Annotated in this window: 9 protein-coding genes and 1 pseudogene; 8 read left to right on the forward strand and 2 right to left on the reverse strand. The window is 42.9% G+C overall.

Annotated elements, in window-relative coordinates; genetic code table 11:
• Window positions 1–260 (forward strand): annotated as a pseudogene (locus ACOJS8_RS20350) (glycosyltransferase family 2 protein); the annotation flags it as partial.
• A 6-nt stretch (window positions 261–266) separates the two neighbouring features.
• Here ACOJS8_RS20350 and ACOJS8_RS20355 read toward each other — a convergent pair.
• Window positions 267–1,895, reverse strand: a complete 1,629-nt coding sequence (locus tag ACOJS8_RS20355; RefSeq protein ID WP_420150389.1) for a glycosyl hydrolase family 28-related protein — start codon at window positions 1,893–1,895, stop codon at window positions 267–269.
• Window positions 1,896–1,987: 92 nt separating this feature from the next.
• A complete protein-coding gene (locus ACOJS8_RS20360; RefSeq protein WP_420150390.1) occupies window positions 1,988–3,802 on the reverse strand; it encodes a hypothetical protein in 1,815 nt (604 codons plus the stop codon).
• Window positions 3,803–4,297: 495 nt separating this feature from the next.
• Here ACOJS8_RS20360 and ACOJS8_RS20365 point away from each other — a divergent pair, with 495 nt between their 5' ends.
• The 7 genes from ACOJS8_RS20365 (at window position 4,298) to ACOJS8_RS20395 (ending at window position 15,899) form a co-directional block, all read left to right on the forward strand.
• Window positions 4,298–5,977 (forward strand): TMF family protein, encoded by a 1,680-nt coding sequence (locus ACOJS8_RS20365; RefSeq protein WP_420150391.1) that lies wholly within the window; start codon window positions 4,298–4,300, stop codon window positions 5,975–5,977.
• A 1-nt stretch (window position 5,978) separates the two neighbouring features.
• Window positions 5,979–6,518, forward strand: a complete 540-nt coding sequence (locus ACOJS8_RS20370; RefSeq protein WP_420150392.1) for a T9SS type A sorting domain-containing protein — start codon at window positions 5,979–5,981, stop codon at window positions 6,516–6,518.
• Between the two features lie 157 nt (window positions 6,519–6,675).
• The gene (locus ACOJS8_RS20375) at window positions 6,676–8,208 is read left to right on the forward strand and encodes a capsule assembly Wzi family protein (RefSeq protein WP_420150393.1); all 1,533 of its coding nucleotides are present in this window, start codon (window positions 6,676–6,678) and stop codon (window positions 8,206–8,208) included.
• Window positions 8,209–8,414: 206 nt separating this feature from the next.
• The gene (gene fbaA, locus ACOJS8_RS20380) at window positions 8,415–9,494 is read left to right on the forward strand and encodes a class II fructose-bisphosphate aldolase (protein WP_420150394.1); all 1,080 of its coding nucleotides are present in this window, start codon (window positions 8,415–8,417) and stop codon (window positions 9,492–9,494) included.
• A gap of 142 nt (window positions 9,495–9,636) precedes the next feature.
• Window positions 9,637–10,986 carry a DUF418 domain-containing protein gene (locus ACOJS8_RS20385; protein ID WP_420150395.1) on the forward strand — a complete coding sequence of 450 codons (1,350 nt, stop codon included), beginning with the start codon at window positions 9,637–9,639 and terminating at the stop codon, window positions 10,984–10,986.
• 499 nt (window positions 10,987–11,485) lie between these two features.
• Window positions 11,486–14,794, forward strand: a complete 3,309-nt coding sequence (locus ACOJS8_RS20390; protein WP_420150396.1) for an efflux RND transporter permease subunit — start codon at window positions 11,486–11,488, stop codon at window positions 14,792–14,794.
• Window positions 14,778–15,899 carry an efflux RND transporter periplasmic adaptor subunit gene (locus ACOJS8_RS20395; protein WP_420150397.1) on the forward strand — a complete coding sequence of 374 codons (1,122 nt, stop codon included), beginning with the start codon at window positions 14,778–14,780 and terminating at the stop codon, window positions 15,897–15,899. Before ACOJS8_RS20390 ends, ACOJS8_RS20395 begins: the two co-directional genes overlap by 17 nt.
• Window positions 15,900–15,920 lie beyond the last annotated feature (21 nt).

Genomic DNA, 15,920 nt, shown 5'->3' on the forward strand with positions numbered 1-15,920 from the left:
TTAAACGTTATTTTGACATAGGCGCTTTTCATCAGCAACAACGTCCTTTACTACGTCCTTTTCAACGGGCGGAATCGCAGGGCTTTAAATACGTAATTGATGAATGGAAATTCCTAAAGAAACAACGTACTATGTCGCTTATTCCGACTCAACTACTTAGAACTGGAGCTAAATATATAGGTTACAGGCTTGGACGTATTTATGAAAAAATACCCATTACTTTACAGCGTAAACTAAGCATGCACCCCCATTTTTGGTAAGCAACGCTATAGCGGAATAGCATCATAAATTAAAAAATCACTTTGCAATTCAGCTACACCATTATACGTCACAGGCTCAGTCGTGCCGACACCAGTTATCCGGGGGGTAATTGTAACAGTACCAATACGATTCGTAAAAGAAATATCAGCTAATACGCCAACAACATCTAAATAAGTTGGATTTGTTACGCTTTTGTCAAGTATTATAACTGTTGCTGATGGCGGATCCATTTTTCCCGTATTGTTCTGATTGATAAGAATTTGGGCTTGAAACGTGAGCACAGCGCTACCTCCAGATCCATAACCGCCAGCCTGTATAACGCCATCAACCCATACGCGGTAATACCCTCCTCGCCCATTTGGAGAAGCTGTGTTATCTGCTTGTAGAAAGCTAAAAACGCTCGCTGGTAATACTGATCCAGCGTTACCAGCGCTTATATAATTGTGGGATAATTGCTTGATACGACCCCCTCTTTTTTCGAAAGGCCGTGACGTATTGAAGATAACATTTGTTGTTTTTTTTAGCAAACTTGGTGAAATGATATACTGGTTAGTACTGATGTCAAAACATGTAATCTCACTGTTAAGAATTGATCCAGCTGCCACTTGGTTAGGGTCAGAATAAGAAGAATGGTATAGAACGTATCGATTACTACGTTCTGCTAGTATTGGTAAGGTGATTCGAACTTTTAAATTTTTCACAGTACACCCTGTTATATCTATCAATTCGGTTGTGGGTGAGCTTACGCTAGACGAAACGATATTTAGTTCGTTACCATCAAATCCGCTGTTAGTAACATGCAATACGCGAGAAAATGCTTCTATAGTAGCATAGATATAAAGGTTCGTTGTGTAAGCATTACAAAAAATAGCCGTTTCATTTGTGCCGGTTGTGCCAGTAAATCGACCAATGTAACCTCTAAAACTAAAACTATTTGTACCATTTAGTACTAAGGCTGGTTGTCGTTTTTCGTAATTCTGTAACGAGGTCGACGATACATCAACCGAACCCATGCTGCCAGCTCCAGATGCTAATGTCTGATAAGGGCTTGTTACCGTATAGTTAGTTGTAACACTTACTACGTTGGCATTATAGCTCATTATGATCGGAGTATTGGCACGGATGAGGCAACTGTCAATATAAAACTCTTCGGATCTGACATTTAGAACTCCGATTGTACCCAGACCGTTATTAGCAGTTGGAAAATCCTGAAGTTGAAAATAGCAGTTACGAATTCCGCAGTTAAGTCCACCATGCGAGGTGAGAGCGAACTGTACCCCTATTGTAGATCGACCTGATCCATTTCCAGGATTCGATATAAAGGAAAAATTTTCGCAACCAGCTACTGATGAGCCACTAAAGTCGAACATGATACCTCCAGTAACACCGATAATGCTAGTATTCAGGTACGAGCCTCCATCCCCCATCAGCCAGATACCATTGGTATTAGTTATATCGATAGGTGCAGTTATATAATAGAACCCTGCGGGAAAAAAAATACTAGCTTTGTAGTTTCCTCCACCGGTCGGATAAGTTAAGCCTCTAGCATAATTTACTGCTCGTTGGATAGCCGCTGTGTCATCAACTTGGCCATTGCCCATAGCGCCAAATTGTGTATCTTTAACATTTATCATGATAGTTGCTTAATAAAATCATTGGTAAGGAAAATTGTCCATAAATGTTACAATTATAATAAAATTTTTTATTTATTTGTTACTCAATATACTTATTGGGTGATATAGCGATAATTGAATCGTCGGTCTGGTGCACTATCTCCGTTTAGGAAGAATTCGCTTATTTGATTTAACCGTTGGATGTTATCTGCCCAATGAAAATCGAATTTGATCTTATTACTAGTATGACGAATAGTTGTTAAGGGTATACTAAGTTCAAGTTCATTATTAGCATATTTTAACAAGCCTCTGGCTGCCGGTATCCAAGCTTTACCATTCCAGCGACTAATCGTTGATTCTTGGCCTTTAATTGTATGATTTACAAGGTAATCGTAACCTGCCCAGCCCGTTTTGGGGGATTGATCTGCATCTATAAACAGAAGCATCCAATTTTTATCTGTTGAAGGAGTTAACTTATTGACAGTTTTGGCATAGAAGTACAAATTGTTTTTATCATATGATACACGACAATGGTTTATATCATTGCGTCCTGTATTATTTATATAATTTATTTTATTGTCAGCTCTTGGCCAGTTACGATGTAATACATCACCGCTCAAGTCAACAAAATCAGGCTTTACAGTTGTCCAATCATCAAAGTGTCCGTCAATCTTGATAGTTTTGGACGCGCTGGAAGTTTCGGGAGGGGGCATCCCTTTGAACCGGCGAATATTAGCTACTAACTGATAATAATAGTTGTCAGTATAGCCTCCTTTCATCGGATCGATATCCCTATTAAATTCTTGATTATATAAGTCAACGAAAAAGGTTTGGCCTGACTTCAAGGGTTTTCCTGCAAACATAACGGGCTTTGCTTTGGTAGCCGAGTCCGGACGTTCTTCAATGAAACGTTGAGCTATCCATTCATTCCAACCTGAAACAAATACAACGGATGGATTGACCTGTAAGGCTCGTTTCCACTGTTCCTCGAAATATAGTCCTTGTTGAGTTTGCGATGTTACTCCCTGCTTGTTTATAACTCCTGGCTTACCTTGATGAAAGCTTTTTCCTACACTAATGTTAAAGGGATGACTAGCGACAGATACCGGAATTTCTTCCGGTATAGAAGGGTCTTTATCCCAACCATAGTTTTGCGGAGTTCGGTCAATCCATTGCCAATGACGCGGTTCGTTTCGGGCATTCGTCCATGCCCAACTATACCGCCATGTAAAAAAATCGCGGATAGTAGGGTCATTCACTTCTTCTACTTTTCCTAATATCAATGGTTTCCCATGCCAACGAAACCAGAGTTCAGAGTAACGGTTTTGAGCGTAAAGTTGCTGATATGCAGTAGTAACAGTCTCTGAAGTTTTTGAATTGATGACAAAGCATATATAAGGTGTTGGAATACCCGAATGACGCATACTGACCGATATTTCGCATAGTTTGTTGACTACGGGTAGGTATAGATCGGCATTAGTTGTATCAAAAAAGAGAATATCAATACCGGCTAGCGTAAGTAGCTGTAGATTCCTTCGGATAACCCATGGATCATCAGCCTTAAAATAACCGATTTCTGGCTCTCCCCACCAATGAAAAGCAAATTTGGGTCCAAATTTCGGTTTAGACGGATTTTCTTTAGTGATTGCTGAGATGTCATAAACAGCTTTGTCATTATACTGTCCATGCCATAAGAAATAAAAGATGCCTACATATTTATTAGGTTTGAAGTTACCAGTTACGTTATAAGAAGGTAACGTTCGGCCAAGCCCATCCGTAGCGACCCAGTTTGCACTGATAGGAGGTAGGATCGGTGATCCTATCTCCTGCTGCAAATAGGAATGAGATTCAGCATCTATAAACTTAGACGAGTGCGGCAGTCGGCATATTAAGCCAATGGCCATTGCACTAAAAAGCATCCATTTCATTTTTTGAATAATCCTCTATGATTTTAAATAAACAACGTAAGGCGATTCATATGTTTAAAAATTATTAGTTACGCCCCTTCCCTAAATTGCACGAGTGTAGTTATTGACTTTTGTAATTATCTTTATGACATATGGTCTACTAGTAACCTTTTATACATTTCAATGACTTTTTTAGTGTAGGACTGAACGGCCGTTATACCTATTCTATTAGTGATTTATGTACTTAATTCTAAAAATTTATACACTTAATACTAAATAAGTATATATTGTTTAGTATATTTACATACTTTGTTTGTTTTTTAAAGAAGTGGTTGAAAAATTTGTTGATTACAGAAGTGTATAAGTTGTCAGAGGAGTGTTCTTGCTATATCGATGAGGTTGTTACCTCAATTGCTAGTCAATAAAAACCGGCTTGGGAATTTCTAGCGATATTCATAGTAACATTCCCGCATGAATGTATTATCTTATTATGTGTTACTTTGACTAGAAGAAGACATGGAAAAAGTTTTGTTAGTACTTAGTTGCTGCTCATTTGCTCTAGCAGGTTACGCTCAGACAAATTTTGTAGCAACCTCTCCCTCATCAGCTACACCTGGGGCCGATAACACACTTGTGGGAGTGGGAGCGGGTAATCTTAATATGAGCGGTTCTAGTAACTTGTTCATTGGTCGAGGAACAGGTGCTCTAAATATGGCAGGCACACAAAATGTTTTTTTAGGTGCATCGGCCGGTAATCAAAACTCATCTGGTCAGCAAAATTCATTCGTTGGCTTTATCGCTGGATTTAATAACTCTACTGGAAATAACAATACATTTTTAGGATCGCAGAGCGGTTATACAAATACTAGTGGTTACAATAACGCTTTTGCGGGTGACCGAGCGGGATATTTAAATTCATCAGGACACCATAACGCCTTTTTGGGTTCAGGCGCTGGGTATGCTAATTCACAAGGAAACAACAATACATTTATAGGAGCCGATGCAGGTGGCAATAATACATCAGGATCAAATAATACTTTTTTAGGTTCGCTTGCGGGTTCATCTAATGGTGCGGCTGTACAAAATACGTTTTTGGGGTCTAATACTGGAACAACTAATACAGGATCAGGTAATACTTTCGTTGGGTTTCGAGCGGGTGAAAGTAATCAATCAGGGGGATATAATGTATTTATTGGCGCGGCCGCAGGGGCAAAAAATACAACAGGCTTAGGTAACCTATTTTTAGGTCAGCAGTCGGGATCAAGTAATACAACAGGGAGCTATAATCTATTCATGGGTAATGGTACCGGTTTGGGTACAACAACAGGAGTAGGAAATACAGCCATTGGAGATGGTGCATTGCTAAACAACAACATAGGTAATTCTAATTCTGCAATAGGTCGTTATGCGGGATATTACAATAAAGGCAGCAACAATGTCTTTATTGGTGGAGGAGCTGATGTAACCCAAGCTACTCCTAATATTACTAATGCAATTGCTATTGGACAACAGGCTCAGGTCAGTCAAAGTAATAGCATGGTTTTGGGAAATGGAGTAAATGTTGGTATTGGTACGTCGGCACCAGCGGCAAAACTGGAAGTGGTTTCAGGTGCTTCTGGTGTGTCAGGTTTGCGTTTAACAAGCTTAGGAACAACTGCCAGCGTACTTAATCAAACTAAATTTTTGACTGTCAATAGTCAGGGAGATGTGGTCCTTGGAAGCATAAATGGTTCGGCTCGTGTTGGTGTTGACGCAGAGACTTTGTGGCAGGCAAGCGGTGATAATCTGCAAAATACAAACGTTGGGGGCGTAATTATTGGGCCAGGTGTTAGCAAGACGCCAAGCGGATACCGGTTATACGTAGCGGATGGCGTTCTGACGGAAAAGGTGAAAGTGGCTGTAAAGAGTACTGCAGATTGGTCGGACCGGGTTTTTGAAAATGGTTATCAGCTGCGTAGTCTGAATGAAGTAGAGCGGTATATCAATCAGGAAAAACATCTTCCGGGAGTGCCATCAGCTGAAGAGGTTGTGAAAGAAGGAGTTGATGTGGGTAAAATGCAGGCGAAGTTACTGGAGAAAGTGGAGGAGTTGACTTTATATGTTCTTGAGTTAAAGAAAGAAAATGATACGCTCAAGAGAAAAAGTGCGAACTTAGAGCAACGTATCAACAGGCTACAGGCTAAAAACCGAAAGTAATATGCGGCTTTTTCTAACAATAATAGGCTGCTGCACAGCGCTGGTAAGCTTAGGGCAGACTACCCAGCAAGCATTACGTATTCAGGTTACCTACGAAAAAGCAGGTTATCATGTTGAGCAGGCAGTTGAAACCATTGCGACTACCAGTGCAGTAGAGGCATCGGCAGTAGTAGAATATAGAGCCGGAAACTCAATCACAATGTTGCCTGGATTCAGAGCAAATCGTGGTAGTGTTTTTACTGCTAATATAAAACCGGTTAATATTGGTAAAGAAGGCGATGCTAAACTTCAATTAGTAGCTTACCCTAATCCGTTTGAGCAGTCAACTACCATCGGTTACTATCTTCCCGAAGATGGTAAAGTGAACGTGTGGATCTTAGACGCGCAGGGTAAAGTAGTGGAAAAGCTGGTAGATAGCGTAAACCAGTCTGCTGGCAAGCACAGTCTGGAATGGCGACCAACGGCAGTTAGTTCAGGAGTGTATATTCCTATTGTGGAAGCGAACCAGCAAAAAGCCACAGGCCGATTGGTAAAAAAATAACAATAGCATCTAATATTCAGTTGGGAAGACCCGCGATCTACACGTGGGTCTTCTTGCTTGTTGTATCTATACTATAAAAAACAATTGATAAAGTTATAAAGATTAAAGGAAGGCCTTATTATTGTAAATCAGTTCGTTTCACTTTACCCGGCACTCAATGCATACTTGCTCAAAGTCAGGTTTCTTATGCGTACTTATTTTACTTGTAATTACTTCCTGTTACCTGCAAGCTCAACCTGTTCGTAAACCTAATCGCTACGTTGCTGAAGCAGGTACTTACCTTTCTTCTTCCACAGAAACACCTTTTTGGCTACGAGCTAATCAGTATGGCATTGTTCCCTACCGATCTCCTGTAGCAACTTTCCGGGCAGGTCTCTATAGTGAGTATGACTCAAGTCGTCATGGTGATGGAACCTGGCGAGGCTCAAAGTTCGATATAGGCTACGGGGTTAATATGGTGGTCAATGGAATGCAAAATGGACTGTCTTACGAGAATAATGTACTGTTGCCCGAAGCTTATGTAAAAGTACGTCGAGGAATTTGGGAACTCTATTTGGGTCGACGGCGTGAGAAGTTTGGTCTGGCTGACTCGACTCTGTCGACAGGATCTTATTCATGGTCAGGCAATGCGATGCCGGTGCCTAAAATTCAAATCGGTATCCCAACCTTTACTCCAATCGGCTTTACGAAGGGATGGGTAGCTATTCAGGGTACATTTGCTCACGGCTATCTGGATGCAAGTGGTTATATCCAGAATAAAATGCTTCACCAAAAGTCACTGTATTTGCGCTTTGGTCATCAACGTGATTTTATGCGTTTTTATGCTGGATTAAATCATCAGGTTGTGTGGGGAGGCAGAGTTGCTGATCCGTTCAATCCTCCCGGTACGGTTCAAAGTGACGGAAAACTACCTTCTGGACTAAAAAACTATTTTTATGTGGTATCAACACTTTACCCGAAAAGTAATGATACGTCAGAGTATAATTACTTTGATTTAACTAACCGAATCGGGAATCATCTTGGTTCAATAGATGTAGCTGCGGAAATCGATCTTTCCAGCCATACTTTATACATCTATCGACAGAATATCTATGATGATGGCTCGCTATTTTATTTAATCAATATTGCTGATGGCCTGAATGGGATACGGCTTCGTCGAAACGACGATAATGCTATCGTTCGGGATATTCTGTTTGAGTTTCTGAACACAACAAGTCAGGGTGGGCCTGAATTTATTATCGATGATCCAAAACGTCGTGGTAAAGACGATTATTTTAATCACCAGCAATTTCGCGATGGATGGGCTTACCGATACCATACAGTTGGTACTCCATTCATTCCACCAGGCTTAGGGCCACGGGATCAATATCCTTATGGCTCGTTTACGAACAACAATAGAGTGTACGTATTTCATACGGGTGTAGGTGGAAGCCTGCCGTTGAGTGGACGTGCTTTAATGAGCCCTATAACGTATCAAATAAAACTCTCCTACAGCCATAATCTTGGTACATATAATGTCCCTTTCTCTGCTGCTCGGAAACAATTTTCAGGATATGCTGGCATAGTCGCTCCTTTATCAATTTTGGGAGGACTTCAACTCACAGGTAGTGTTGCTGTAGATGCCGGTACGCTGTACCAGAATAGTATTGGTACATTCCTTAGCATTCGTAAAATTGTTAATACTAATTAACTTATAGTTAGTTTTTAGTCGGATGGTAATATACTTATGATTGCCGATGAGCGGAGGCAGCGTGCTGATTTTCCAGATAATACGATCGTGCTTGATTAGTATTTTTTTGACAATATCCCCAACTTTACCTGCTTATACTAAATAGATTAACCGGTTGCATGTTCGGTAAAACTATTTCTTGAACGAATCCAAAAATTTTCCTAATTATGAGCGAAGTAGCCACCCGTTTTGCCCCCGGTGTTGTAACCGGTGAAGGCGTCACCGAAATTTTTCGCCACGCCAATGAAAATGATTATGCCCTTCCCGCTGTTAACGTAGTTGGAACCGACTCTGTAAACGCCGTTCTGGAAACAGCTAAAGCTGTCAACTCTCCAGTGATCATTCAGTTCTCGAATGGCGGTGGGATTTTCTACGCAGGTAAGAGCCTGCCGAACGATAAACAACAGGCTGCTATTGCAGGCTCAATTTCAGGAGCATTACATGTGCACCATGTTGCTGAGATTTATGGGGTTCCGGTAATTCTGCATACCGATCACTGCGCTAAAAAGCTCCTTCCGTGGATCGATGGGTTGTTAGCTGCTGGTGAGAAGCATTTTGATCAAACGGGCAAGCCCTTGTATTCTTCGCACATGCTTGATCTGTCGGAAGAATCAATTGAAGAGAATATTGAAATCTCGGCCAGGTATCTTGAGCGGATGGCTAAGATCGGGATGACACTTGAAATTGAGCTGGGTGTAACAGGTGGTGAAGAGGATGGCGTTGATAATTCCGATGTAGATGATTCGAAATTATATACGCAGCCTGCGGAAGTGGCCTATGCATACGAAGAATTAAGCAAGATTTCACCGAACTTTACTATTGCGGCTGCCTTCGGAAATGTACATGGTGTATACAAACCCGGAAACGTGAAGCTGTCGCCAATTATCCTGCACAATTCGCAGAAGTACATCCAGGAAAAATATAGCACTGGACCACTACCTGTAAATTTCGTTTTCCATGGTGGATCGGGATCAAGCCGGGAAGAAATTCGTGAAGCTATTCGTTATGGTGCAGTGAAAATGAATATTGATACGGATATGCAGTGGGCTATGTGGGAAGGCATTCTGAAATACTATAAAGCGAAAGAAGGCTACCTACAGTCGCAGCTGGGTAATCCTGAAGGGCCAGATTCGCCGAACAAAAAATATTACGATCCTCGCGTATGGTTACGTAAAGGCGAAGAAAGCATGGTGCAACGGCTAAAAGTTGCGTTTGAAGATTTAAACTGCATTAATCGACTGGCCTAACGAGATAAGGTTTTAGTCTTATGGAGGTGCTGGGTTTTATCCAGCACCTTTTTTATTTATATAGTTTATTTTCAGGTATTTATACTCTATGACCGACAGGCGGTAGTTATTAATTTCGATTAAATAACACACCAATACCTGTATGGAAAATCTATCCGTGAGCGTAATAGCTGGTAAATCATCTCCACAGCTTTATAAGCCAGTAACGCTGGCCGAACGTATCAAAATAATTGACATACTGCGAGGGGTAGCTTTGCTGGGAATTCTGTTGATGAATATTCCCGGATTTGCTATGCCGGAACGATTTACGGAAGCCTTTCGCAATAATCCTCATAACATTAACTACTGGTTCAATTTCTTTATTACGGTAGTGTTTGAAGGAAAGATGCGTGCTCTGTTCTCTATGGTGTTTGGAGCCGGAGTACTCATTTTTACCACGCGTAAAGAACAGGCGGGGGCAGATCGCTGGACTGTTGCAGGACTATACTATCGGCGGATGGGCTGGTTGATACTATTTGGCCTCATTCACGCGCATGTGCTGCTCTGGATAGGGGACATTCTGTATGGGTACGGTGTCTGCGCGCTCGTGTTGTTCTGGTTTCGAAAACTGACGCCAGGTTGGTTGTTAGGCATTGCCTTAGTGCTCGGGAGCTTCGATGCCATTACAAACCAGCTATTTTATAGCCATATCCGTGAACAACGCCTGACTTACCTAGACGTAGTAGCTGCTGAAAAAGAAGTGAAACCGTTAACCAAAGCACAGCAGGAAGCTAAAAAAGTCTGGCTCGAGACGGCGAAGGAATTTATACCTGACAAAGCAGAAATTGAGAAGAATACCCGATCAATGCGAGGTAACTATGCCGACGTTGCCAGCTATATACGCCCGCTTGCCTTTAAATTTCAGACAAAGTATATATTCTTTACCCTTTGGGACGCCCTTGGCCTGATGATTCTTGGTATGGCTCTATTCAAATGGGGATTTCTAACCGGCAAATTGCCGCGCCAGACGTACTGGCGACTGCTAAGCATCGGTTATAGCCTAGGTTTACCAATAGTTCTGTTCAACTGGTGGTACGGGCATCGATTTACAAATATGACGGCTTTTTTAGATTCACAAGCTGTTAACGTTGGTTCGTTTCTATATCCCGTTCAACGGATGTTACTAGTCGTAGCCCATGTTAGCGCGCTGATTTTACTCATCCAGTCAGGAATAGCAAAGAAAACTTTTCGAACTTTAGGCGCAGTAGGCCAGATGGCTTTTAGTAATTACATTCTTCAGACGCTATTCTGTACGTTTATATTCTTTGGCTATGGACTGGGCTATTTTGGCTATTTGCAGTATTATCAACTCTACGGTGTAGTATTGATTGTCTGGTTAGCCAATATCCTGTTTAGCATATTCTGGTTACGATCATTTCAGTTTGGTCCCCTCGAATGGGCATGGCGGAGTCTGACGTACTGGCGTAAGCAGTCGCTGCGTCGATCTGATTAACGTAACAACTATTGTTTATTTGAAAAGCCAGACTCAAAATGTCTGGCTTTTTTTGAGTGACTGTATACTTACTTCCAACAGTTCTGAACCCTATTTATCGAATTATCTAAAGAAATTTATTGGGTAATTTTCTTGGAAATTTTTCTAAGAAAATAGAGCTAAGGAACGGTTACATAAATAGAATTTATCGCTGATTCATACAGTCTAATTCCAGCCTGCTAGTGAGTCAAACTTTAGGGATTTTTACCTAATAAACGTAGAAATTAGCTGACTGTCAGGGCGGAATATTGTTGGTTAAAAGGCTCATAAAGAGGGAAATGAGGCAAAGGATTTGTCAGACAAATTCATTAACTTTCAGAAAGTTATAGATCTATATGTAATAGATTGTGGAAAAAATTGGGTTTTATCTGATTTACCATTAATCAAAGATAAAACTGAAAAGAGAAACTGTTTGATTGGCTCAACAGAGTTATGAGTTTAAGATGATTTTAATTGTAAGATGAATTTAATCCGAGCCGCGTTACGTAAGCCAATTACAATCCTAGTTGTTGTTGCCAGTTTATTTTATTTCGGTATAGGTGCCGTTCGCACGATCAAGATCGATATTTTCCCAAACCTGAATCTGCCGGTTATTTATATCTCGCAGCCATTTGGGGGCTACACCCCCGATCAGATGGAGGCATTTTTTGGGAAGCAATACGTTAACCTGTTGCTGTACGTATCAGGTGTAAAAAGTATTGAGACAAAAAATATCCAGGGTATTACGTTATTAAAGCTCTCGTTTTACGAAGGTACCAATATGGCGCAGGCAGCCGCTGAGGTATCGGCTTATTCGAACCGGGCGCAGGCTGTTTTTCCACCCGGATCTCAGCCGCCTTTTATACTGCGTTTTGATGCCTCCACGTTGCCGGTGGGCCAATTAGTGCTTAGTAGCCCGCAACGTACCAACAACGAGCTGCAGGACTTAGCGAACGTATACATTCGCTCCGGATTTACGTCTATTCCGGGTCTGGTGTCGCCCGCTCCGTTTGGAGGCAACTCCCGCTCCGTTGTTATCAGAGCTGACCCTGAATTGCTACGTTCGCACAATCTGACACCGGATCAGTTGGTGGCTGCGTTACGTATCAACAACCAGGCGACTCCTGCCGGAAATGTGCGGGTTGGCGACCTGAATTATTTTACACCTGCCAATACAACGGTCAGAAACATTGAGGATTTCGGTAATATTCCGCTGTATACCGGAACTGTCCAGAATTTGTACCTCAAGGACGTAGCAACCATCGAAGATGGCGCTGACATTACGCAGGGGTACGTATTGGTCAATGGTAAACGCTCTGTGTATCTGCCCATTACCAAATCGGCCGATGCATCAACGTGGGAAGTAGTGCAAAATCTGAAAGCTGCGCTCCCGCGCTTTCAGGCTCTCTTACCAGAAGATGTAAAGCTGACGTACACCTTCGACCAATCAGTATATGTGATCAATGCGGTAAAAAGCCTGATGACGGAAGGAGCTATCGGTGCTATTCTCACGGGCTTAATGGTATTGCTGTTTCTGGGCGATGCCCGGGGCGCGCTGATCGTTATTATTACCATTCCAACCTGTATTATTGCGGGCGTTCTGTTTCTATCGCTATTCGGGCAGACAATCAACATTATGACCTTGAGCGGCCTTTCGCTGGCTATCGGTATTCTGGTTGATGAAAGTACCGTAACGATTGAAAACATTCACCAGCATATGGATATGGGTAAACCCAAGGCCCTGGCTATTTGGGATGCCTGTAAGGAAATTGCCTTCTCCAAACTTCTGATTCTATTCTGTATTCTGGCCGTATTTGCGCCGGCTTTTACTATGAAAGGAATACCGGGTGCGCTGTTCCTGCCGCTTGCTTTAGCCATTGGGTTTTCAATGATTACGTCTTATCTGATGGCCCAAACATTGGTACCTGTTCTGGCAAACTGGCTGATGAAAGAACACCATCCTGCCAGCAATGGAAAAGCCACCAAGCACGATGTTGCTGCTAATGGACACCTGATTAAAGCGAACGGCAAAGCAGGCTCTAACGGTAAAAACGAGCATGACGATCTGCTACGGGAAAAACAAAAACTAGCTCACCGGATCGACCTGAATAACGATGGTAAGATCAGTTATTTTGAGCGGGTTCGGGCTCGATTTGTACGCTTTATGGAGCGGATTCTGCCTTACCGTAAACCCATTGTACTGGGCTACGTAGTGGGTGCGCTAGGGCTGGCAATGCTTATGGTTACCATCATTGGACGCGACGTTTTGCCCAGAGTAAACGGGGGGCAGTTTCAGGTTCGTTTACGAAACCCCGATGGTACACGGCTGGAAAAGACCGAAGTAACCATGCTAAAAACTATCGACGTACTAAATAAGCTGGTCGGTAAGGAAAATGTCGAAATAACGTCCGCCATGGTCGGTATGCACGGTGCCCAGTTTTCAACCAGCCCGATTTATTTGTTCATGGCCGGGCCGCAGGAAGGCGTTTTGCAAGTAAGTCTGAAAGAAGATTATAAAGTTGATCTGGACGAGTTGAAAGACAAGTTCCGAGCCAGCATGAAAAAGACGCTGCCAGATGTAAAGCTTTCGTTTGAGCCGATTGAGCTGACCGATAAGATTCTTAGTCAGGGTTCGCCGACGCCGATTGAAGTTAAACTTTCGGGGAAAAACAAAAAGCAAAACGAGGAGTACGCCAATAAAGTCATTGCCAAACTGAACCAGATACCGTATCTGCGTGACGTTCAGATTGGCCAGGCTACAAAATACCCGACCATTAATGTAACAATCGATCGGACCAGAGCTGCTCAGTTAGGAACGGATATATCGTCTATTTCACGCTCGCTGATTGCTGCTACGTCGTCGTCACGCTATACGGAGAAAAGCGTATGGATTGACCCCAAATCAAGTCAGACGTATAGTGTGCAGGTGCAGGTTCCTGAAAACCGAATGACAAGCATCAATGATCTGGGCGAGATACCCGTTTTGCCAAACACGAACCGCCCGGTTTTAAGTGATGTTGCTACGTTGCAAAAAGGCACTGCGTATGGCGAAAACGATAATATCGGAGCTATACCTGTCCTGTCGGTAACGGCAAACCTAAACGACATGGATTTGGGAACAGCTGCTAAAGACGTTCAGAAAGCCATTGACTCTCTGGGGGAATTACCGCGCGGCTTAACGGTAAAAATGCAGGGGTTGACGCAAGTGCTGATTGATACGCTCGATAGTTTAGAGACTGGTTTGCTGACTGCTATTATAGTAATTTTCCTGATGCTGGCCGCTAACTTCCAATCATTTAAAGTGTCGCTGGTTGTGCTATGTACAGTCCCCGCCGTATTGGTTGGTTCGTTAGCTTTGCTATTACTTACGGGCTCAACGCTCAATCTGCAATCATACATGGGAATAATCATGTCAGTGGGTGTGTCAATCTCCAATGCCGTGCTTATGATTACAAATGCCGAAGAACTGCGGATGCGGAATGGTAACGCACTATTATCGGCCCGGGAAGCAGCATCTGTTCGCATGCGGCCCATCGTGATGACCAGCGTAGCGATGGTGGTTGGTATGATTCCAATGGCATCGGGTTTGGGTGAAGGCGGCTCGCAGGCAGCTCCGCTGGGACGTGCCGTTATTGGTGGGTTAATTGCGTCGACATTTGCGGCCTTATTCATTCTGCCGTTAGCTTTTGCCTGGGTACAGGGCAAAACCACCACGGAATCTGTATCACTTGATCCTGAAGATAAAGAAAGTAAATATTACATTCCTTCCGCGTATGAAACGGCTAATTAATAAACCAGTACGTAGTCTGCTTGTGGCCACAGGTAGTATACTGCTGGCCGTTATAGCAACTAATTGTCATTCTCCCGAGAGTAAAGCAGAAGCATCTGAAACCGAAAAAGCTGAAGCGCCAGCCGCTCCGGAAGTGTTTACTTTGAAAAAAGGCAAATTAGCCTCTTCCTTACAAATACCCGGCGAGCTGGTGGCCTTTCGGGACGTCGATATTTACGCAAAAGTGAGTGGCTACATTAAAACGCTGAATGCTGATGTCGGCTCAGAAGTCAGACAGGGGCAATTGCTGGCTTTGGCCGAAGCGCCCGAGTTAAGCGCTCAACTGGCCTCAGCTAACTCAAAACTTAAAGCGCAGGAAGCTTTGTCTATTGCCAGTAAAGCCAATTATGAACGTGTACTGGAAGCCAGCAAGTTTTCGGGAGCTGTTTCAAAAAACGATGTCGATCAGGCGTTGGCGAAACGTAACGCTGATCTGGCCCAGCTGGAAGCGGCTAAATCGTCTTATCAGGAAGTCAGTGACCTGAAACGATACCTTGAAATCCGTGCTCCATTTGACGGAATCATCAGTGCTCGTAACGCCAGTACAGGTGCTTATGTTGGGCCGTCGGGTAAAGGTTCTGAATTTCCATTGTTTGTACTGACTGAACAGAAGAGACTTCGTCTGGTGATCTCAGTTCCCGAGGCATACACTGGTTACGTTGATCAGAACGATCAGGTCACGTTTATGGTCAAGGCATTCCCCGACAAGAAATTTACCGGTCAGGTGAAACGTATGGCAGGTGCATTGGACAAACGGCTGCGTTCTGAGCGCGTGGAAGTAGACGTAATCAATAATGATAAAAAACTGCTGCCGGGTATGATTGCGGAGGTAACACTGCCGTTGCCTACTAAAACCAGTACGTTTGTTGTACCAAAATCGGCCGTTCTTAATTCAAGCACGGGCGTTTTCGTAGTGCGTGTTGCTAATCAAAAGGCGGAATGGGTACCCGTCAGGAAAGGTCTTGAGGCTGATAATAATATTGAAATATTCGGGCCATTGACCGAAGGAGATAAACTTATCTCGACGGCTACGGAAGAAATCCGGGACGGTTCTCCTGTAAAGTAGTAGAGACGCAATTGCTTGCAT

The sequence above is a fragment of the Spirosoma sp. genome (assembly GCF_048594605.1).
GTDB lineage: Bacteria > Bacteroidota > Bacteroidia > Cytophagales > Spirosomataceae > Spirosoma.

Excerpts from the sequence above, each read along its gene's own strand:
- ACOJS8_RS20375 (WP_420150393.1), top strand. The coding sequence starts at position 6,676 with ATGCATACTTGCTCAAAGTCAGGTTTCTTATGCGTACTTATTTTACTT.
- ACOJS8_RS20390 (WP_420150396.1), top strand. The coding sequence starts at position 11,486 with ATGAATTTAATCCGAGCCGCGTTACGTAAGCCAATTACAATCCTAGTT.
- ACOJS8_RS20360 (WP_420150390.1), bottom strand. The coding sequence starts at position 3,802 with ATGAAATGGATGCTTTTTAGTGCAATGGCCATTGGCTTAATATGCCGA.
- ACOJS8_RS20395 (WP_420150397.1), top strand. The coding sequence starts at position 14,778 with ATGAAACGGCTAATTAATAAACCAGTACGTAGTCTGCTTGTGGCCACA.
- ACOJS8_RS20370 (WP_420150392.1), top strand. The coding sequence starts at position 5,979 with ATGCGGCTTTTTCTAACAATAATAGGCTGCTGCACAGCGCTGGTAAGC.
- ACOJS8_RS20365 (WP_420150391.1), top strand. The coding sequence starts at position 4,298 with ATGGAAAAAGTTTTGTTAGTACTTAGTTGCTGCTCATTTGCTCTAGCA.
- fbaA (WP_420150394.1), top strand. The coding sequence starts at position 8,415 with ATGAGCGAAGTAGCCACCCGTTTTGCCCCCGGTGTTGTAACCGGTGAA.
- ACOJS8_RS20355 (WP_420150389.1), bottom strand. The coding sequence starts at position 1,895 with ATGATAAATGTTAAAGATACACAATTTGGCGCTATGGGCAATGGCCAA.
- ACOJS8_RS20385 (WP_420150395.1), top strand. The coding sequence starts at position 9,637 with ATGGAAAATCTATCCGTGAGCGTAATAGCTGGTAAATCATCTCCACAG.